This window comes from Leptotrichia sp. HMT-225 (assembly GCF_030644325.1).
GTDB classification, from domain to species: domain Bacteria; phylum Fusobacteriota; class Fusobacteriia; order Fusobacteriales; family Leptotrichiaceae; genus Leptotrichia; species Leptotrichia massiliensis.
In genome coordinates, this window is sequence record NZ_CP130323.1 from 1,740,285 (window position 1) to 1,762,142 (window position 21,858).

Annotated in this window: 21 protein-coding genes; 1 reads left to right on the forward strand and 20 read right to left on the reverse strand. The window is 28.6% G+C overall.

Annotation, left to right across the window (positions count from 1 at the left end; genetic code table 11):
* Positions 1-16 precede the first annotated feature (16 nt).
* The 13 genes from QU666_RS08510 to QU666_RS08570 form a co-directional block, all read right to left on the reverse strand.
* Entirely contained in the window at positions 17-1,387 is a 1,371-nt protein-coding gene (locus QU666_RS08510; RefSeq protein ID WP_021769155.1) for a DKNYY domain-containing protein, read from the reverse strand.
* Between the two features lie 37 nt (positions 1,388-1,424).
* Positions 1,425-2,441 (reverse strand): DKNYY domain-containing protein, encoded by a 1,017-nt coding sequence (locus QU666_RS08515; protein WP_021769156.1) that lies wholly within the window; start codon positions 2,439-2,441, stop codon positions 1,425-1,427.
* A 326-nt stretch (positions 2,442-2,767) separates the two neighbouring features.
* The gene (locus QU666_RS08520) at positions 2,768-3,430 is read right to left on the reverse strand and encodes an HAD family hydrolase (RefSeq protein WP_021769111.1); all 663 of its coding nucleotides are present in this window, start codon (positions 3,428-3,430) and stop codon (positions 2,768-2,770) included.
* A gap of 113 nt (positions 3,431-3,543) precedes the next feature.
* Positions 3,544-3,765, reverse strand: a complete 222-nt coding sequence (locus QU666_RS08525; RefSeq protein WP_036070711.1) for a DUF896 domain-containing protein — start codon at positions 3,763-3,765, stop codon at positions 3,544-3,546.
* Between the two features lie 340 nt (positions 3,766-4,105).
* Positions 4,106-4,612 carry a hypothetical protein gene (locus QU666_RS08530; RefSeq protein WP_021769109.1) on the reverse strand — a complete coding sequence of 169 codons (507 nt, stop codon included), beginning with the start codon at positions 4,610-4,612 and terminating at the stop codon, positions 4,106-4,108.
* A gap of 80 nt (positions 4,613-4,692) precedes the next feature.
* Positions 4,693-6,066, reverse strand: a complete 1,374-nt coding sequence (locus QU666_RS08535) for an FAD-dependent oxidoreductase (RefSeq protein ID WP_036070709.1) — start codon at positions 6,064-6,066, stop codon at positions 4,693-4,695.
* 115 nt (positions 6,067-6,181) lie between these two features.
* Positions 6,182-6,340, reverse strand: a complete 159-nt coding sequence (locus tag QU666_RS08540; RefSeq protein WP_021769107.1) for a DUF4926 domain-containing protein — start codon at positions 6,338-6,340, stop codon at positions 6,182-6,184.
* A 176-nt stretch (positions 6,341-6,516) separates the two neighbouring features.
* On the reverse strand, positions 6,517-7,281 hold the full coding sequence (locus QU666_RS08545) for a hypothetical protein (protein WP_021769105.1): 765 nt from the start codon (positions 7,279-7,281) through the stop codon (positions 6,517-6,519).
* Between the two features lie 2 nt (positions 7,282-7,283).
* On the reverse strand, positions 7,284-7,619 hold the full coding sequence (locus QU666_RS08550; RefSeq protein WP_021769104.1) for a hypothetical protein: 336 nt from the start codon (positions 7,617-7,619) through the stop codon (positions 7,284-7,286).
* 25 nt (positions 7,620-7,644) lie between these two features.
* Entirely contained in the window at positions 7,645-8,055 is a 411-nt protein-coding gene (locus QU666_RS08555; protein WP_198012122.1) for a hypothetical protein, read from the reverse strand.
* Positions 8,030-8,527, reverse strand: coding sequence for a hypothetical protein (locus QU666_RS08560; protein WP_036070707.1), 498 nt, complete (start codon positions 8,525-8,527; stop codon positions 8,030-8,032). Before QU666_RS08560 ends, QU666_RS08555 begins: the two co-directional genes overlap by 26 nt.
* Positions 8,524-9,537, reverse strand: a complete 1,014-nt coding sequence (locus QU666_RS08565; RefSeq protein WP_021769101.1) for a lipopolysaccharide assembly protein LapB — start codon at positions 9,535-9,537, stop codon at positions 8,524-8,526. Before QU666_RS08565 ends, QU666_RS08560 begins: the two co-directional genes overlap by 4 nt.
* A gap of 208 nt (positions 9,538-9,745) precedes the next feature.
* Positions 9,746-10,645, reverse strand: coding sequence for a TraX family protein (locus QU666_RS08570; protein WP_304984800.1), 900 nt, complete (start codon positions 10,643-10,645; stop codon positions 9,746-9,748).
* A 147-nt stretch (positions 10,646-10,792) separates the two neighbouring features.
* Between QU666_RS08570 and QU666_RS08575 the strand changes: the two genes are divergently transcribed.
* Complete coding sequence (locus QU666_RS08575) at positions 10,793-12,172, forward strand: MATE family efflux transporter (RefSeq protein ID WP_021769099.1); 1,380 nt, start codon at positions 10,793-10,795, stop codon at positions 12,170-12,172.
* A gap of 70 nt (positions 12,173-12,242) precedes the next feature.
* Here QU666_RS08575 and QU666_RS08580 read toward each other — a convergent pair whose 3' ends face one another.
* The 7 genes from QU666_RS08580 to smc all read right to left on the reverse strand — a co-directional run bounded on the left by QU666_RS08580 (position 12,243) and on the right by smc (position 21,780).
* A complete protein-coding gene (locus QU666_RS08580; protein WP_021769098.1) occupies positions 12,243-12,761 on the reverse strand; it encodes a glucose PTS transporter subunit IIA in 519 nt (172 codons plus the stop codon).
* Positions 12,762-12,908: 147 nt separating this feature from the next.
* A complete protein-coding gene (locus QU666_RS08585; protein ID WP_036070705.1) occupies positions 12,909-13,508 on the reverse strand; it encodes a tetratricopeptide repeat protein in 600 nt (199 codons plus the stop codon).
* Between the two features lie 129 nt (positions 13,509-13,637).
* Positions 13,638-14,333: a ribonuclease PH gene (gene rph / locus QU666_RS08590; RefSeq protein WP_036070702.1), complete on the reverse strand. Its 696-nt coding sequence runs from the start codon at positions 14,331-14,333 to the stop codon at positions 13,638-13,640.
* A 25-nt stretch (positions 14,334-14,358) separates the two neighbouring features.
* Positions 14,359-15,603 (reverse strand): serine hydroxymethyltransferase, encoded by a 1,245-nt coding sequence (gene glyA / locus QU666_RS08595; protein ID WP_021769095.1) that lies wholly within the window; start codon positions 15,601-15,603, stop codon positions 14,359-14,361.
* Positions 15,604-15,662: 59 nt separating this feature from the next.
* Entirely contained in the window at positions 15,663-16,643 is a 981-nt protein-coding gene (locus QU666_RS08600; protein WP_021769094.1) for a VacJ family lipoprotein, read from the reverse strand.
* A gap of 2 nt (positions 16,644-16,645) precedes the next feature.
* Positions 16,646-17,947: a hypothetical protein gene (locus tag QU666_RS08605; protein WP_021769093.1), complete on the reverse strand. Its 1,302-nt coding sequence runs from the start codon at positions 17,945-17,947 to the stop codon at positions 16,646-16,648.
* Between the two features lie 203 nt (positions 17,948-18,150).
* The gene (gene smc / locus QU666_RS08610; RefSeq protein ID WP_021769092.1) at positions 18,151-21,780 is read right to left on the reverse strand and encodes a chromosome segregation protein SMC; all 3,630 of its coding nucleotides are present in this window, start codon (positions 21,778-21,780) and stop codon (positions 18,151-18,153) included.
* Positions 21,781-21,858: the final 78 nt, after the last annotated feature.

The following is a 21,858-nucleotide window of genomic DNA, read 5'->3' on the forward strand; positions in this document are numbered from 1 at the left end:
TTAAAAAAATTGAAGTTTATTTTACAATTCTGCAATATTCATATTTATGATTTTTGTCCTGTGCTGTAATTGAGCTCTTGTTAGTTTCGTTGCTTTTTTCTAGTGAATCAGAAGCATCAAAAATATTTTCCAAAGTATCTATAAATTCATCCATTGCTTCATCCTTGTCATTTCCTACCAGTTCAAAAGTTTTTACATCAGCACCTTTTAGCACTTTGTCATTACAATAAACATTATTTCTATCTTTATAATAATTTTTACTAAGTATTTTTACACTATCCTTATCTACATTCAATTTTACAATCTTATTTTTCGTCAAATCAAACGGATCTTCAATTAACAGCTTAAATACTCCATCCTTATTTTTAAAAAATATTGCATATGCAACATTAGCATTTTTACTCATATATAGTGTCTGAAATTCAATTGGGCTTATGTTTTTTAATTTATATTCTTTATAAAAAACATTACTTTTATCTTTTTCAAAGAAATTATCCACTATTTGAAAAGTTTTTGCTTCCGCTCCCTCAATTTTATTTTTTTCAAAATAAACATTATTTTTATCCTTTGAAAAACCATTACCTATTAATTGAAAAGTTTTCACATCTATATTCTTAAATTTTTCATTATTGTAGTAAATGTTATTTTTGTCTTTTGAATATCCCTCTCCGATATTCTCAAAGCTCCCTTTATCAACATTTTCCAACCTTGAGATATTATAGGAATCCTCACTATCATAAAAAATTACTTCTGTATTTCTATAAATACCATTCTTATCTTTTATATATCCATCACCAATATTTTCAAAACTTTCCCTATCTATATTTTCCAATTTCATTTTTCCAGAATAAATCCAGTTTTTATCTCTCCCAAAACCTCCACCTAAATCTTCAAAAGTCCTTTTATCCACATTATTAACTTTTTCTGCATATATTCCTTGCATAACATAGATGTCATTTTTATTTCTAAAATAATACATTTTACCCTTAGAATTCTTATAAAAAGTAACTTTTTTCATATCTACCGGCTCGCCACTATTTTCATACCGTACAATCTGCCCATATAAATAAATATAATTTTTGTCTTTTCCAGTATCTTCATCCAATATTTCAAAACTATTTATATCTGCCTCCAAAATATCATATTCCTTATAATAAATAGTATCCTTGTCTTTTGCAAAATTCTCATCCAAAATTTTAAAACTCTTTAAATCAGGATTTTTTACTAAATATTTCTCGCTTTTTTCATCATCTATCCGCTTTACAACCAAAGTTTTATGATAATCTTCATTATAATAAATTTTACCATTTTCAATGATGTATTCGGAAAATCCCGCATTTACTATTAAAATTAATAATCCTAATATTCTTAAAACAGTGCTTCTCATAAAAATCCTCCTTTTTTCAAGTCCATCATTCCTTTAATTATCTCACAGAATAACAATCATAATACCCGTGCTTGCTATCCTTTGCTGTTTCCACATCTGAATCATAAAATACTTTAAAACTCTTAACATCAGCTCCTTCCAAAATTTTTCCATTGCAAAAAATATTATTTTTATCCTTTGAATACAAATCGTTTATTAACGCAAAAGTCTTTGAATCCGCCTTTTCTACAACACTTAATTCAGATATTTCATTCAAAAAATACACCTTGTCCCTATCTTTCAGATAATAACTCACATCATAAACATTTCCCACAACTTCAAATCCATTAGATAAAACGTTTTCCAGTTTAATTCCCCTATAGTACACCCTATTCTTATCCGTAGAAAAGAAAAAATCAATAATTTTAAAAGTATTTTTATCCAGTCCTTTCAATTCATCCGCCTTCCCATTTGCAACATAATAAATTCCTGTTTTGTCTTTTACATATCTAAAATATTTTTTATTAATCACTTCAAATGTATTATAGTCAATATTTCTTAGTAAAATTAATTTCCCGTCAAATTCAGGAAAATTAATATTTCTTTCTAAAAAGTAAACATTTTTCCCATCTTTAATATAATATTCAACTCCGTCTTCCTTATTCGCAATTATTTCCATCTTACTGTTTTTCAAATTATCGATTTTCCAATAAAAATAATAAAGGGCATTCCCTGACTTTACCAAATAATTATTTATTCTCTCAATCGGCTTGCCTTCTAATTTTCCAACTTTCTTACCTTCAAAATAGACATTATTCTCATCTTTTCCGTACCAAGTCCCTTCAATCCATCCAAATGTACCAGCCTTAGCCCCTTTTACAACTTCTCCATTATAATACACTTTCCCCTTCTCCACTAAATATGGATTTTTAGGTTTTTCAATAACATTCTCACTTTCATTTTGCTTTTCAATATTATTTTCTATTCTTTTATTTTTATCACTATTTTCACCACAAGTCATTACAGTTATCAACAACAACATCAACAATATCACTCTTTTTAAAATTTTTTTCATAAATAAAAATCCTTTTCCAATTTTTTTTTATAATAATTCATAAAATAAAAAAATCAATTAATCTAAAAAATTATAGATATTATATTCAAATCCCTATATTATATTAAATTTTTTATGACCTATAGATTTCAAATTATGCATTGCTTAATAAATATTTTTCATAATTTCATGAATTTTTTGATTTCAACTATTTATACTAATTCTATTATTTTAATGGGGAATAGTATTAATAAATTATACCACATTTTTTATTTTAAAAGACATCATTATATCAATAAAAAAATCGTCTTAATATAAAATACTAAAACGATTTCTACAAAAATTCTCTATTTACCTTTTATTCTTTCAATAATTTCCTGAACGCTAGGCACCTTTACATCTTCGTCAATTCCAACCTCGCCTTTTACTTCACCAAATCCCCATTTGCAGTAAACAATATCAATTCCAGCATTTTTAGCTGTATTTACATCCACAAGCATATCTCCAACAAATAATATTTTTTCTTTTGAAATATTTAAGTTTTGTGTCATTTTATGAACATTATAAGGATTTGGCTTATTTGGATATTCCTTTTCATTTGAACCAAATATTCCATCAAAATTCCATTTGGATAACTTTTTATCAACTGCAGATAAGGCTGTTTCATGATCCTTATTTGTTACAATACCTTTTTTCACGCCATTCTGTTCCAAAAAATCAAGCAATTTAGGTATTCCTTCATAAGGCTCAACACCATAGTCAAAGTAAATATCATAATATTTTCTTATAACTTTTTCCATTTCCTCATTCGTTACATCCTCATACTTCTCTTTTCCCAAAATATTCCGTGCAAGCCCTGAAACTCCACCACCAACAAATTTTACACATTCATTAGCAGAATATTGCTTTTTCCCAAGTTCTTTCATCGCTGAATTTACAGTCTTTGTAATAGATTTTGACGTATCCATAAGCGTTCCGTCCAAATCAAATATAACTAAATCGTATTTCATAAATTCCCACTCACTCCCTTCCTAATCCACTTTAAACAATTACTAAAATCTCATCAATCCAACTTTCAAGATTTTAAAAGATTAATCTCTGAATACTATTATTACTGTTTTATTTACGCTTCAGGCTCAATAACATTTCCGTCATCATCAATTGGATTCCCATCGTCATCCACTCTAACAACCTTAATGCTATCCAAATGCCCTCTCACACTTTCCTTAAATTTTTCAATATACATTTTTCTATATTTTTCACGCTCTTTCTTTTCTTCTTCCGTCAATTCCCTCTCACGTGCTAACCTCGAAAATTCATTTACTTTTTTAATAATATCTTCCATTTTTCTAATTTCCTTTCTAAAAAATATTACTTTAATTTCTAATTTCCATCTCAATTTTTATCTAAAATATGGTATAAAATAAAATTTATTGATATTAAATTCTTAGTGTTGAGATTATTTTTTATCTTTTTTTTCAATTTATAAATTTTATAATCCAAAAAGTATAGAACAATATTATTATACTGCATTACTCGTAATTTATCAACACTTTTTCCTAAAGCATTTCCCTAAAAAAATTTAGACATTTCACAAATGTCTATAGCAAAAAATCACAGTTAATCTTAATAACCGTGATTTTAATTTGAAGAAATTTTTTATTTATTATTCTATCTATTATTTTTTAAAATGCCGAAGCAACATATCCTATAAATGCAATATATGATATAAAAATATTTGCAATATCTAATAAAGATAGTGTTAAATATTCACAATCTCGCAATTTATCTCTATCTTTTCTTAAAATTACAGTTATAAAAATATACACAATTATCATAATGACTGTAATAAGATATAATTTTAGTATATTTAGAAGAAATAAAACGATTATTATATCAATCGTTATTATCGAAAATAAAATATAATTATGAATTTTTTTGTTTCTTTTATTTATCAAAAATATTAAAATAGCAACATAGTAAAAAACTGAATGAAATATTTGGCTAGGTACTAAAATAATTGCATTTCTCATCAAATTTATCCAACCTAAAAAATAAATTATTTCAGAAATCAAATCAATTTTCAAAAACCTTTTTACTTTTTTCTTTAAAAAAATTACTCTTATAATATTAAAAATAATCTTAAATAGATTATAAAATACTACTAATCCCATAATTATTAACTCGCCCATTTATTCTCCATTCTTTGTAGTATTTTTAATTATTTCATAAAAAATTCATAAATTTTAACTAAAATATCTTTTTATTTTCTTTATTTCACACTTCCAAATAAGTCATTCAAAGCCTCACTCATTGTCGGATGAGTAAATATCATATCTTTTAGGAATGTATATTTTTGTTCAGCTTTCATAGCTGCCGCAACAATGTTTATCATTTCGTGGGAAGTGTTGCATAATAAAGTACATCCCAGTATTTTATCTGTTTTTGCATCTATAACTGCTTTAAGCAGTCCATCTGTTACACCTTCTATTTTTGCTTTTGGAATTGCCATTGCTTCAAGTCTTCCTGTTTTTACTTCATATCCTTTGGCAATTGCTTCACTTTCAGTCATTCCAACTCTTGATAAAGGTGGATTTATGAATACGCTGTATGGAATTACATTTCTATCGTTTACTGTTCTATTTCCTCCATTATAAAGGTTATCTCTTATTATTCTAAAGTCATCAAGAGAAATATATGTAAATTGAAGTCCGCCTTTCACATCTCCCATTGCCCAAATGTTATCAGCTGTTGTTTTCAATGTTTCGTCAACTACAACCGCACCTTTTTCGTCAGTTTTTACTCCTGCCGCTTCTAGATTAAGACCTTCTGTATTAGGTTTTCTTCCGATTGCCACAAGAATTGCGTCTGATTCAATTTCGCTCTTGTTTGCCCCTTGTGAAATTTGCACATATCCTTTTCCATTTTTATCAATGATTTCCTCAATTTTTGATTCCAGTAAAAATTTAACCCCTTTTGCCTCAAATATAGCTTTTGCTCTATCAGCAATTTCTTCATCTTCTCTAGGCATAAGTCTTTGTGCCAAATCAATCACTGTAACTTCTGATCCAAAATCAGCATACATCGAAGCAAATTCCAACCCAATGTACCCTGCTCCCAAAATAGTCAATTTTTTAGGAAGTTTCTTCAGTTCCATAATTGAAGTGCTTGTATAAACGTGGTTACTTTCTTTAAGCCCTTTTATAACAGGAATTATTGTAGTTGAACCTGTATTTATAAATATCTTTTCTCCTTCAATCTGAACATTTTCTCCATTACTCTCAATATTAACCACATTTTTTGAAGCAAAACTTCCAAACCCATCATAAATATCAATATTCTCCTTTGTAGCCAGCATTTCATAATTTTTTCCACGTAATGCACCAATTAATGTATTTTTATTATTTATGCTTTCTTCATAAAATTTTTCCTTTTCCTCAATACCGCTTAATCCTTTATTTTTAAGAACTTTTGTACTGTCAACAAGTTTTTTTGTAGGAATACACCCAATATTTATACAAGTCCCTCCATACATCTTGTCCGATTTCTCAATCAAAGCCACATTTTGACCTTTCCCAGCTAAAAATCCTGCCAAAGTTTTTCCACCTTTTCCAAATCCAATTATTATTGCATCATATTTTTTCATTTTCTTCGTCCTTTCCATTCTATACAATTAGTTACATAATTGTATTCATTATAAAATTAGATTTCCTTGTCTTAAGAATACCACATTTTTTATAAAAAAACAAGAGTATTTGTGTTTACAAATTTATATTAATTTTTTCAATATCCTCCTCCTTAATAACTAAAATATCCAAAGTCTTCTCATCTTTCATAAACTCTACCATATAATCATTTGGAAATTCAGGAAATATTATCACAACTGTTCCAATCGAATTTTTTAAAACTTTATCAGACAATTTTCTTTTTGCTTTTACTACATCATATTCATCATTTTATTTCACAATTAATTAATCATTTTACTCTTTTTCTTTTAAAAATTTTTCATACTGCTTTATTCTTCCGCTTTGACCTTCGTTATAATTTTTTAATTTTATTGAGTTTTTAACCACATCTACCCATTCTTTTATTTCTTTCAATTTTTTTCTCTATAATAATATTTTAACAAATAATCAATTGCTCTATAATCTTTTAGCTCAGCCGCTTTTAAATACAAATCAAAAGATTCGAGTTTATAACCTTCTTCTTCCAAAATTTGTGCTAAATATATTTGTGAATCAGTGTATTCTGCATTCGCTGCTATCCTATACCATTTTTTTGCTTCATCAATATTTCTATGCTCAATAATTCCTATAAAAACAGCAGCTTTCTTTAAACCATTTTCATATGCTTTTTTATATTTTTCCATTCCTTTTTCTTTTTCATCCTTAAAACGATAATAAAAATCAGCTGTATACAAAATTCCTTCTTTTTTTAACTTCTCCATTTGTAAAAAATATTTTTCTGCTGTATCATAATCTTTTTTTAAAATACTTTCCTCTCCTTTTATATACAACTCAAAGAACTCTTTATCCATTCTATCTTTTGATAAACTGTATTCCAGTAAATCATTTGCTTCATCATCAAATCTAAAAATTTCTTTTGTATTTAATATTTTATCTTGCCAGTATTTCAATTTTTCATTATCTTTTTTCATATAATATATTTTTATTAAGTATAACATCGAATCCGCATCTTTGCGATTTCCAGCTTCTATAAAATATTTCTCAGCCTCATTTTTTCTATTTGTTTTATATAAAAACGTAGCAAAAGATTTATATCCTAATACATTCTCTTTATCCAATGATTTTTTGTACCATTCTTCCGCCTTTTTATAATCATTATTATCCTCAGCAATCATACCTAAAATTGTACCTGCCTTTTATTTCCTTTTTCAAAAGCTATCTCATACCTCTTTTTTCCTTCATTTTCATCAATATCTTCATAATACATATCTGCAATTGAAACATAAGCAGTTTTGTCATATTTTGCCACTTTTAAAAAATACTTTTCTGCTTCTTTATAGTTTTCTCTGTTCAATTCATAGGCAATTCTTGCCATTAATTGAGCTTTTTCAGGATTTTTCTTATTTTCCAGATAAAAATAAACATCATCAATATCTTTTATTACCACATCATTTCCTTGATTTCTACATCCTATTAACAAACAAAGCAACATCAGTAAAATATATTTATTCATTTATAATTCCGCCTTTTCAAAGTTTTTATTCCTTCCGATTTTTAGATTCCGTACCAAATCCCACAATCCTGCATTCATCATCAAAAAATAGCAAATATCCTTCCCAAATTTCAATTTCTAAAAAAATTTTCTTCCCTTCCTTTAAATAAACTGTTTTTCCATCAGCCCAATATTTTTCCAGCTTATCCTCAATTTCTATTTCCACATACTCGTACAATCCATATTCATAATCCAAAATAACCGAATTCCCCTTAAATTTTAATACCGCTTCCCGTTCAATTTTTTTTTCAATTTTTTCATTTTCACTAACTATTTCTATTTTTTTCAGTTCTCCTGTTTCATAAGACAAATATATTTTTATCTCTCCGTTATTAAAAGAAAAAATCATATCTCGCTCGCTTACCACATTCTCACTTTTTCCAGTAAAATCTATCATTTTCAATTTCAAATTTTCCATAAATCAAAATTCCTTCTGCATAATTATTCCTATTTATTAAGATTACTATATTTTCACAAATTTTTACTCCAAAATAAATATTAAGCCTGTTATCAGTAAAATAACATCTGATAATATTTTTGGAAATATCAATCTCCAAAAAATCTAATTCTTTAACTTTTATACCATCTTCATTGTATTCTTCCCTTTTAAAATAAATCTCGCCTTCTATTATATTTTCAGGAACTTCTATTTTATGTGTAAATTTAGCCATTTTCAATATATTGAGAATTTCCAGCGAATTTATTCTCCCGTCTTCTCCTATTAATAAATAAAAACTGTATAATTTTTTTTCATACGAAACGCTTGAAAGTTCCCTTACCTTCCTATTTAAATTAATCTCTACATATTCATCAGAATTATTTTCAAATTTATCAATATTTTTTACAAATTCCAGTTTCTCTATTCTCATAAAACTCTCCATTTTTTATTTCTTTTATGATTTAATTTTTTCTGTTTTTCTATTTTTTCCAATTCTTCTAATTCTTCATTTATTTTCAAAGCTTGATTATATTTCCCTTGCTTTTCATATAATTTGGCTAAACTCGTTAATGCAAGTTCCTTATGTGCAAGTTCTTTTGCTTTTAAAAGACTATTTTCAGCCTTGCCGTAATCTCCTTTCATTTCATAAACTTCTGCTAACAGACGCAATAATCTTGCTCTTTTTTCTTCAATCCGTTTCACATTGTCTTCTGAATGTGAAAATAATTTTTCCGATTCTTTTAATAACCATTCTTCAGCTTTGTCATAATCTTTTTTCCACATATAAAGTTCCCCTAAAAGTCTTTCTGCATTCGGATATTTTTCATTAACAAGCTCCTTGTAGAGTTTTTCAGCTTCATCAAAGTAATCGTGCCTCTGATAATAAAAAGCCAAAGCATTTTTTACCTCAATATTTTTATTTAAATTTCTTTTAAATGCTTCCACCACTTCGCTATTAATTTCTTTCCTTTCTCCATATACCCACACTCTAAACAATGTATCTTCACTATAATCTCCCTGATCCATTGCCTTTATATAATATTTTCTTGCATTCATTTCATCTCTCTGATTAGCATAAATCTGTCCTGCAAATGCACTTGCTTCCTTCACTCCTCTGTCCGAGCCTTTTCTTGCCCATTTGAGTGCCTTTTCTTTTTCCCCTCTCGCACTATAGTTTCTTGCTAGATAATAATCTGCTATTGGAATATCCTTTTCCACACTTTTAAAATACACTACCCCAATTCGTAAATATTTTTTCTGAACTTCTAGTCCCTTTTGCAAAATTCTTTCCTTTTCTGCCATTGTCGGTTTTTTCTTCATTTCAGCAATTTCCGTTTTTGCCTTTTTTAAAGCTCCTTTTTCCTCCTCCGAGAAGGGGATATCCCCACTACAGCTCACTAAAAATAATACACTTATCAAAATTAAAATTATCTTTTTCATAACTTGCCCTTTCTATATTTTTTCAGTATTAACAAAATTTATATTTTAAATTTTATACAATAATATTATACCTCATTTTTGTTTATATTCCATTTTATACTATTTCCCATTTAAAGAGCAGAAATCAAAAAATTTATAAAATTAAAGTTATTTTTTTATAGGGTTATGCCTTTCACCATACAAAAAAGACTGAAAAAAATTCCAGCCTTTAATTAAATATTTCTATACCAATCTTTCGCCCTATTTTACTATTAGGAATTTCTATAAATTTATAATTAAATCCGTTTTTTGTTACAATACTTATATCATTTAGTTCAATAAATGATGTATTTCTTAAAAAAATATAAATCATTACAATTAACAAAAGATGTAATGGATAAAAACTGTAAAACATATATTTTGTAATTTTATTATGAATACCTTGCTTTCCATTGTAGAGCCATATAAAAACTAATGAAAATATTGCAAATGATTGTGATGATACATTTATTTCATTTCCAAAACAATTTAAAGTAACATTATATCCCCATATAAGAAAAATATTTATCCATGCTAATAAGATGACTTGAGCTATAAAATTCCACCATTTTTTACTTCTGAAAAAATAAAATACTAAAACCATCATAATTCCATATTCTCGGTAATCACTAACTATAAGGCGTGTAATAAACATAGCTAAAATACTTATAATAATTTTTCCAAAAATTTTTACTGTTACAGGTAAGTTATCTTTATTTTTAATTTTTTCAAACAAAACTAGCATATATAAAGCAATCCCAAAAGTCCACAAAACATTATTATATGGAAAAAATATCGACGGACTCCCAAATACAGAAGTACTTACCAAAAGATTAAAAGGTATTTCTGAAATAACAGCAAAAATAAAAATACGCTTTAAATATTTACTCCTATTCTTTGTTTTATAAAACCCCTCTACAAGCATAAAGGCAAAAATAGGAAAGGCAAGTCTACCTAAAAGATTCATCCATATCTGATTCTGATTAACAAAAAATACATTCCACAAATGGTCTAATATCATAAACGAAATAGCTAAAATATGTAGCGTAAAAGAATCTAGTCCTTCTAAAAATATGTTTTTTTGTTTCATTTTAACTCCTTAGATAGTATAATTAAAATAATATCTAAATTTATTTTTTTAATTTCTAGACTCCTTTTATTTTAACATACAATTAATTTTCCCACAAGTAAAAATTATTTATAAAAAAATCATACTGATAAGAAAATTTACATTAAAATGTCTAGAAAATTTAAAATAGCGAAAAAACAAGCAAAAATAAATAATTATCCAAGAAAACTTTTTAATGGAAGAGTTATTAATACTTTACTTTTTTTGTCTATTCCAACATTGCTGGTCGGAATTATTCAAGCACTTATCCCACTCTCAGACAGTTTATTTCTAAACAGACTCACAAGTGTAGAAATTGCCAGTTCAGTTACATTTAGTCAGCCTGTACTAAATATTATGATTGCATTTTCGCAGGGGCTTAGCGTGGCTACACTTGTTATGATAGGTAGACTTTACGGTAAAGGAAGAATGTTAGCGGTAAAGGAAACGATGCTACAAATTTTTGTATTCAGTTTTTTTATTGGGCTTTTACTAATTCCTATATGTATGTTTACAGCTCTTTTAATTTCAAATAACACAACCTCTGAAATTCGTAACAATGTCTATATCTATATTTCCCTTTATTCACTGGTAATGCCTTTTGTATTTTTGGCTGCCATTTACAATTCTTCAAAAAATGCGATTGGACGTCCTGAGGTTACATTTGTTAGAATTTTTCTTTTATTAATTTTAAAAATTATTTTTAATTCAATTTTTTTATATGTTTTAAAAATGGGAATTGTGGGTGCAGTAATGGCATCACTTTTTTCTTACATAGTTGTTACAATCTGGATGTTTTACGATTTATTTTTAAAAAGTGGAGATATAAAACTTAATTTACGAAGTTACACAATAAAATTGCCAATTATAAAACGATTATTAAAAATCGGATTTCCTTCAATGTTAAATTACGCCTTCTTGTATCTTGGATTTTTTCTTATAAATAAGGAAATGGAAAAATTTGGAGCTGTTGCCTTAAATGCTCAGGGAATTGCTTCCAATATCAATGCAATCTGCTTTATTTTACCATCCTCAATAGGAACCACCGTTTCCTCAATGATTAGTATAAATATGGGAATTGGAAATGTAAAAAAATCTAAGGATGTGTTCAAGGTGGGCTGGATAACTGGCGTTACTATTTCAATTTTGACTATTGCCTTAATCCTGCCTATTTCATTACCACTCGTATTAACTTTTACAAAAGTTCCAAAAGTAATAGAAATTGCTGATAAAGCTCTCCATATTTATACTTATTCAGTAATTGGATTTAGTATTTTTATGATAGTACAAGGAGTTTTTATAGCACTTGGAAGAACAACAATTCCATTAGTTATGTCTGTTTTAAGAATTTGGCTATTAAGATATATTTTTATTTTATTAACACAAAAATATTTTGGACTTTATTCAATATTCTGGGGAAATTTATTTTCAAATACACTGGCTGGAATAATATTCTTTATTTTAGTAAAAGCTATCGATTGGAAAAAAGTAATAAAAATTGTAAAATAAAAAATCTCTAAAAAAGCAGAAATACTCTTGCTTAAATAGAGATTTTTTGAATAGAATTTATTTTATTAAATTATTTTTGAACATTTAGTACAACTGTTTCTCCAGCTGTTGCAGTTCCAGATTCAACTGGGTTTAATGAAGCATAATCTTCATAGTTTGAAATAATTACTGGTGTGATAATTGATTTTGCATTTGCTTTTAAGAAATCATAATCATATTTAATTAATGGATCTCCTGCTTTTACTACTGCTCCTTCTTCAGCGATTCTTTCAAATCCTTTTCCTTCCAATTGAACTGTATCCATTCCGAAGTGAACAAAAATTTCGATTCCAGAAGGTGTTACAATACTGAAAGCATGATTAGTATCAAAGATTTTTTCTACTCTTCCAGAAGCTGGTGCTAACATTACTCCTGATGCAGTTGGTTCAATAGCAATTCCATCTCCTACCATTTTTTGTGCAAAAACTTCATCGGGTACTTCTGATAAAGGTAATAGGTTTCCTGAAATAGGTGCTTTTACTTTTCCGTCAAATTCCTGTTTAACTTCATCTTCTTTTTTACCTTTTTTGAATAAATCAAATAATCCCATTCTAATTCCTCCAATTTATTTATTTTATATTTAATTATCTTATTTTTATGTTACCATATATAATGAAATTAGTCAAATCTTAATTTGACAATCCAATCAAAATTTTATTTTTTTATTTTACTAAATACTTTTTATATGCATTTATTTTTAATTAGACTTTTTCAAACTACTTCTTAGCACTTTTAAATTGCTTTTCGCATGCTCATCCCCAAGTGCCGCAGCCTTCAAAAACCATTTCTCAGATTCCTTAAAATTTCCTTCATTTCCAAAAATCATCCCTAAACGGTTCATTGCATTAACATCATCTTTCCAAGCCATTTGTAAATAAATATCTTTCAATTTTTCAGTTTGATTTGTTGTATTATAAAATATAAGTAAATTTTCCTTAGCTCCTTCACAATTTTTTTCAATTGCTTTTAGGTAATATTTCTCAGCTTCTTCATTTTTACCATTTTGTTCATATAAAATTGCTAAATTATTTAATGCATCATAATCTTCATTTTCAATTGCAATCAAATAATACTTTTCAGCATTCTCAAAATCATGTTGGCTAGCGTAAAGATACCCTAAGTTATTCGCACATTCATAATCTCCAGCTTCAATAGCCTTCAAAAACCACTTTTTCGCATTTTCATTATCATAATTATTTTGAAAAATAAGACCAATTTCATTTATAGCCTTCGTATCTCCAGCCTGTATTTTTTTCATATACTCGTCAAATAATTTTTCCATTCCACTTTTCTTCATATATTCTTTCACCATCCTTTCTAAATTTTATATTTTTTATTCAGATTTCTAAAATTTTTTAACATGTACTTTATTTAGGTTGATTACTATAATTAGTCTTTGTTTAAATATTTCAAATTTAATCTTAATTTATAAACTAAATAACTTATGAAAGGCATTTTTTGATAATTCAATAAACTTCAATAATTCCGCATGAGTAAAAGTTGCTTCTTCTCCTGTACCTTGTAGTTCAATAAATTCGCCTTTGTCGTTCATTACAATGTTCATATCTACATCAGCTCTTGAGTCTTCTTCATATTCTAAATCAAGTAAAAGTTCATTTCGAACTTTCCCAACACTTATTGCTGCAACTTTTGATTTTATTGGAATTTCTTTTAGTTTTCCTTCATCTATCAATTTTTCAATTGCCAGTTCCAAAGCGAGATAGGCTCCTGTAATTGAAGCTGTTCTTGTACCGCCGTCTGCCTGAATTACATCGCAGTCTATCATTATTGTTCTTTCTCCTAATTTTTCCAAGTCTATTGCAGCTCTTAGTGCTCTTCCAATTAAACGTTGGATTTCCATCGTTCTTCCAGAAAGTTTTCCTTTTGTTGATTCCCTTTGGACACGTGCATTTGTTGCTCTTGGAAGCATGCTGTATTCTGCCGTTATCCATCCTGATCCTGTTCCTTTAAGCCACCTTGGTATTTTTTCTTCAACTGTTGCATTACAAATAACTTTTGTGTTCCCAAATTCGATTAAAACTGAACCTTCTGGATGAATAATGTAATTTTTTGTTACTTTTACTTCTCTCATTTCATCATTTTTTCTATTATTTTTTCTCACATTTTCTCCTAATTTATTTTCCATTTTATTTATTTTTATAAAGTGGAAATTTTTCTGTTAACTTTAAAACTTGCTCTTTTACTTGAGTAATTTTTTCACTGTCATTTATATTTTCTAAAACAGTCAATATAAATTGTGCTACCTGTCTTGTTTCTTCTTCCTTAAATCCACGAGCAGTAATCGCAGGTGTTCCCAGTCTTATTCCACTTGTAACAAATGGTTTTTCAGGATCATTTGGAATAGCATTTTTATTACAAGTTATTCCAGCCTCTTCCAATTTTTCTTCAGCTAATTTTCCTGTAACTCCCATTGGACGTAAATCAACAAGCATTAAATGGTTGTCAGTACCGCCACTTACAATTCTAAGTCCACCTTTTACTAATTCTTCTGACAGAATTTTTGCATTTTTTGCCACTTGTTCCTGATATTTTTTGTATTCTGGGCTAAGTGCCTCTTTAAATGCAACTGCTTTTGCAGCAATTATATGAACCAATGGTCCTCCTTGTATTCCTGGAAATATTGTCTTATCAATTTTTTTAGCGATCTCTTCATTATTTGTCAAAATTATTCCACCACGAGGTCCTCTTAAAGTCTTATGAGTTGTTGAAGTTACTACATCTGCATATTCTATTGGATTTGGATGAAGTCCAGCCGCTACGAGTCCAGCGATATGAGCCATATCTACCATCAAATACGCACCAATTTCATCAGCAATTTCTCTAAATTTTTTAAAATCAATTATTCTTGAATAAGCACTTGCTCCTGCAACTATCATTTTAGGTTTTTCTCTTAATGCAATTTCTCTAACTGCTTCATAATCAATCAGTTCTGTTTCAGGATTTAGACCATATTCCAGCCCAATGTAATTTTTTCCTGAAAAATTGATTTTATAACCATGTGTCAAATGTCCACCTGCACTAAGACTCATTCCCAAAATTTTATCTCCAGCTTCAAGCAGTGCAACATAAACTCCCATATTTGCTTGAGATCCCGAATGTGGCTGCACGTTTGCATATTTTGCCCCAAATATTTTTTTCAATCTTTCAATTGCAAGGCTTTCTACAACATCAGCATTTGCACATCCACCGTAATATCTCTTTTCAGGGTAACCTTCTGCATATTTATTTGTAAATACAGAACCTGCGGCCTCCATCACAGCCTTTGAAACAAAATTTTCAGAAGCAATCAGCTCAATTCCTTCCTCCTGTCTTTTTTCCTCTTCCACAATTGCATTGTACACTTCTAAATCCACATCTTTTATGTGACTCATATCAATTTCCTCCTATATTTTCACGAAAATAATTTTTTAGTAGAACAATTTTAAACTTTTTATTTCACAACTTGTATTTTTCTGTAATTATGATAAAGAGCTCTCACTAAATCATATTCAAACGGAGAATTCAAATCCCCATATCTCATACTAAGCATAGAACGTGCATTCAGTCCTGTTACAACTGGTCTTGTAAATCCATAAACTGTTTTATCAAAAACTCCCGTATCAAAAAACAGTTTTTCTTCAGCTACACCTCTTACTGCACCTTCTGTTACCGTGTCTATTCCTGTTCCAATTGCATCTCTTATATTACTTGGTCCAAACATTGGCAATACTAGATAAGAACCTGTTCCAACCCCATAATGTCCTAATGTGTCTCCCATTGTTTCAGGATCTCTTTTCATTCCCATATTTTTAGCAACATCCGCTACCCCTAGTACTCCTACTGTTGAATTTACAACAAATCTTCCAAGTGCATTTACTGCTTTTCCAGGTTTTAACTGCAATATTGAATTTACAAATGTAGGTATTTCACTGAAATTCTGATAGAAGTTTGAAATTCCTTTTCTGATTGGTTTTGGCACTACTGCCGAATACACACGTGAAGCTGGATAAAGAACTTTTCTGTCAAGCTGTGTATTAAAAGCATACATTCTTCGATTAAATGGCTCTAATGTGTCATTTATACCTGTTAATTGGAAGACTTGACTTGATGCAATGTAATCTTCATCCAATTCTTCCAAATTTGCCGCCAATATTCCATAACCATCTTGCTCAAAAGCGATGTATTTATTTTTATCAACTTTATTTTTTTTCGTTTTTATATTCGTTTGTGAAACCAAATCAATATTTTTATCAGGCGTTTCTGCTATTTTCCCATCAACAAATTCTACAAAAAGGTCATCATTTACTTCCTTTTCATTTTCTTCCATAAACATTATTGTATTTTCATTCTTAATTTCCAACATTTTAGAATGTCCAATTGTTGCAACAATCAACATTGTTCCAAACATTAATAATTTATTTTTTTGTGCCATTTCTAATTTTCCTCCAATTTATCTACCATTAAATTTGCCACATCTTTATGCCATAAAACACCTGTATGTCCACCAAACGGTATCAGAACTTTATTTGAAAATGTATTTTCTATATAATCTAAATCCTGACTCGAATACAGTACATCATTTGTAGATGTTATAAATATAATATTTTTATTATTTCTATTTATAAAATCTTGACTATGTTTTAAATCAAATTCCTCTACAAATTCATTAAAATCAAGATTAGGATTTATATTTTTCTTCAAATATGGATACAAAATTTCTTTTGCGTATTCATCAAATGCAACAGACAAACCTTCTCTAAATTCTTTTGAAACAGAATCAAAACGTTTGTAAGATTTTTTATCTGAAAGTCTACCGGTTGCGTTTCTACCGCTGAACACTTCTCCAGCAAAAGTCATATTAGCTGAATAGAATCGAAATAATAATCCTGTCAATACTTCAAAATCTTTTTCTCCAAGTCCTAATTTTCCTAATGAAGTAGTTAAGTTTGAAAATTCTATATCTTTTATTTTTATTGTATCATCATACATAAGTCTGCTAAATATTGTATCCATATATTTTTCCAAACTTCTAGCATCATAAATTCCATTTTTCACCAAAAAATTGTCTAAATTCTGTGTTGCAGTTAAAATACTAATTGGTGAATTTAATAATAATGATTTGTTAATTCCAATTCTTCTATTATTTTTTTCATCAAGTTCATGAAGTAAAAGCGACTGAAAACCACCTAAACTGTAACCACCAATGTAAGTTTTATCAATTTTCATTCCATCGCCTTTTTCTTTTGAAATAGCCTGACTTATCAAAGAATACATTTGTGTCGTTTCATCTTTTATATACCCTGCATATGTATTTTTACTTTGACTTACAATATAAGGCATTGTTGTTGGTGAACTAAATGCAATTACATTGTATCCCTTGTCATAAAAAACATTTGCCAAATAAAGTGACATTCCACTATTATAAAGCGAACCTGTTCCTGAAATTATAATCATAAGTGGTGCTTTTTTACCTTTTTGAGTCCATACACCATACTCATAATCCTTCCATTGTCTTAATATTTCAGGAATTTTTTTTGTTGTCGTAAATTTTCTAACTTTTGGACCCTTTGGGTTTTTAAATTTGTACTGCTGATCAGCAGGTGTTCCAAGAACTGTTGCCACTATTGCACTATCTTTATATGGATAATCACTCGCTATCTCTGAAATATCTACATCAGCAAAACCTATAACTGATAACAAAAATATTGCTACTAAACCTAATAATTTTTTTAACATTTTCTCAATTATGTGAAAATCTTTTTACACATATCTCCTTTCAAGTTTTAATCGTACTTTATATAACTAAATTTCTTTAATATAAAAAAAATTAAATATTTTTTAATTTGAAATTCAGCTTTAAAGTAATTTTTATATATTACAAATTTTACCTATATTCTATCAAAAATATCAAAAAATTTCCAGTAAAAAAGTTTATTAAATTACACGTCCACCGAAACAATTTTAGTTTCCCCAATTTCCTTATTCATCGTAACCCCGTAAAGTCTATGAGAACCCTTCATTGTCTCCTTATTATGAGTAATTAATATAAACTGCGATTTGTCAATAAACTGATGCAGAAGCTCTACAATTTTTTTTGTATTTTTTTCATCTAGTGCCGCCTCAATTTCATCAAAGAAAGTAAACGGACTCGGCTTAAACATAAAGATTGCCATTATAAAGGATACTGCAAGCATTGATTTTTCGCCACCTGAAAGTAAAAGTAAAGTCTGTTCCGGCTTATTTTTATATTTTACACTAAGTTCCAAGCCAGTTGTAAGCAAATTTTCAGGATCTGTCATTTTTATCAGCCCTTTTGCTCCATTTAAAATAGTTTCACACATATACTGAAAATTTTTATTTATTTGTTCATAAGCCATAAAAAATTTACTTGTAACTTCCTCTTCAATTTCCTGAATAAACCCAAGCAATGCCTCTCGGCTTTCAAGCAAATCTTTTTTCTGTGCGGCAATATTCTGATACCGCTCATTTTCATGCTCAAATTCTTCAATTGAGGCAAGATTCACTGCTCCAATGTCAGTTCTGCTTCTCTCATTCACTGCCAGTTTTTTCTTTGTCGCCATCAACTCATTCTCATCAGCAATTTCAAAATATTCCTCATTTTCGAGAATTTCTTCATTTTCCAGTTCCTTAAATTCAGCCAGCTGAAACTCCAGTTCACTTTCGTTTCGTGTTATTTTTTCAATAATTTTTTCATAGTCATTTTTATGTTTTAACATATTTACTTCAATATCTTTGATTTCATTAATAAATTTTCGCTCTTTTTCTTCAATTTCATGAATATTTTTTTCAATTTTTTGAATTTCACTTAAAATATTCTCATTTAATTTCTCATTTTCAGAAATTTCATCTTTTTTATCAGAAATTTTTACAGATAATTCTTTTCCTAACATTTCCCTTTTCTTTTCAAATTCAGCCAGTTCTGCTTTCTCATTCAAAAGCTTCTTATAATCAGACTCAATTTCTGCAAAACGATTTTTATTATTGTCTGTTCTAACCTTCAAAATTTCATAATCTCTGTCGGCAACATTCAGTTTCTGAATAAATTCATCAATATTTTCAAAATTTTTCAAATCTTGATTCAAATTTTCAATTTTAAGATTATTTTCTTCAATATTTTTTTCGATTTTTTGAATTAATTCCAGATTTTCCTTTATTTTAGTTTCTTTTTCCAAAATAAATTTCTCATTTTCAGAAATTTCATAGTTCAAAGTATTAATTTCCCGCTGTTTTCGACTAAATTTAATATTAAAATTATCGTAGTTTTCATTAAACACCTGATATTCATTTTTAAAATTCTCAAATAATTTTTCTGTTTCTGTCCTTTCTGCCTCAACTTTTTCAGCTTTCAAAACAATTTTAGACAGTTTATTCTCAAATTCTTCAAAATTATTTCGATTTTTATCAATTTCACTTTCCAGATGTTTCAATTCCTTTTTTCGCTCAAGAATTTCATCTTTACCCTTAAATGAATGCCCTCCAGTCATTCTACCACGAGAAGTGATAATATCCCCTTCAAGCGTAACAATCCTGTCATTAAATCCTTTTTTTAAAAGCTCCGTTCCAACTTCCAGATTTTCCACAACAACTGAATTTCCATACACAAACTGAATAACTTTTTCTATATTTTTATTTACAAATTTTTTATCAATTTTCACAATATTCCTTGCAAAATCAATAATTCCATTTTTCCCTTTTGTGTTTGAAATTATATTTTGAATTTCCTCTTCTGACATTTTATTTTTAAAGTCACTTTGCCACGGAACATCATTAATTGTAGGCAAGAAATCATTCATTTTAGAAACACGAATATTTTCAATCGGCAAAAATGAAGCTCTTCCCAGCTTTCTTTCCTTCAAGATTCCAATACACTTTTTCCCAATTTCACTGTCTTTTACGACAATATCCTGAAACATTCCACCAGATAAAGTTTGTACCGCTTCCTCAAATCCCACTGGAACATCAATCAAATTAACAAAAGCACCAATTACTCCATCAATTTTTTCATTCAGAATATGCTTTATGCTTCGATTAAAAGTTTCATTTTTCTCAATAGCATCTGAAATCGCCTTTTGTTTAACCTCAAAATTCTGAAGTTTGTAACTAATCTCATTTTTCTGTTTATTAATTCCAGAATATTCCTTTCTAAGTTCCTCTGTTTTTTCATTGAGTTTCTGAATTTTCAGCTCTTTTTCAAGTTTCTGCTTCTCATTTTCTGATTTTTGCATTTCAAAAGTCTGTTTTTCTTCATTTATTTTATTAAACTCGGCTTCTGCAATACTTTTTTCAGCGATATGCCTTTTATTTTCAGTTTTCGCAGCCAAAACTCTTTTTTCCAAATCCTCATTTTCCCCAGCGACTTTTATTTTATCCACTTCAAAATTAGAGTTCTTTTGTGTCCGTTCTCTCAGTTCAAGCGTGATTTTATCACTTTTCTGCTTCAATTCTCCAACTTTTGCTTCCCACTCAGCCTTTTCCTTTTCTTTTTCAATCAAATCCTTTGTTATAAGCTCAAGCTCATTTCTAGACTTATTTAAAATCTCTTCTTTTTCAGCAATATCCTTTTCCAAAATATCTTTTCTCTTAGCTTTTTCATTGGCTTCCGTTTCCAAATTGGAATTTTGATTCACTAGCTTTGAATACTCATCTTTTAAAGTTTCCAAATTTTTAAAGTTTTCGCTATTTTCATTTTTTTGACTTTCCAGATTTTTGTACAATTCTTCCCGAATTTCATTAGTTCTTTGAAGTTCCGTCTGTTTTTCTGAAAAATTCTTTTCACTTTTTTCTAATTCTTTCTGTATTTCCTGACCTTTTTCCTCATACTCATATTTTAGCGAACTTTTTTCATTGACATTATATTCCAGTACCATAAACCTTTGAACATCAATCTTTTTTGTATATTCCTTAAACAGCCTGGCCTTAGCCTGTTCATCCTTCAAATAGTCAACTCGTAGCTTTAATTCCTTTTCTACATAATCAATTTTTTCAATTTCATTTTTCAAATCCTGAAGTTTTTTCTCAGAATCTTCCTTCTCAATCTTAGCCCTTTTGACTCCAGCCGCCTCTTCAATAATCTCCTTTAACTCCTTTGGAGAAGAGCCAATAATTCTCTCTACACGCCCTTGCCCAATTATCGAGTAAGCCTGCTTTCCAATCCCAGTATCCATAAAAAGATTATGAATATCTTTAAGCCTGGATTTCTTGTTATTTATTAGATACTCATTTTCTCCAGTCTTAAAAATTCTTCGAGTAATTTTAACTTCTGAAAAATCAACATCCAGATATCTATCGCCGTTATCAATAATAAGACTGACTTCCGCCATAGACTTTGGTTTCTTATTCTTTCCGCCAGAAAAAATAATGTCCGAACTCTCTTTTGCCCGTATATTTTTATAACTCTGCTCTCCCAAAACCCACAAAATCGCATCCAGAATATTACTCTTTCCACTCCCGTTAGGCCCAACAATGGAAGTAATCCCATTATCAAACTCCACAACAGTCCTATTCGCAAATGATTTAAACCCTGTCAGCTCCAATGCTTTTAAGTACATCTTTTCTCTCCTAATTTTTTTAACAACTCTTTTTTATAATATAACTTTACTATGCTTTACTATCCCAATTTGTATTCT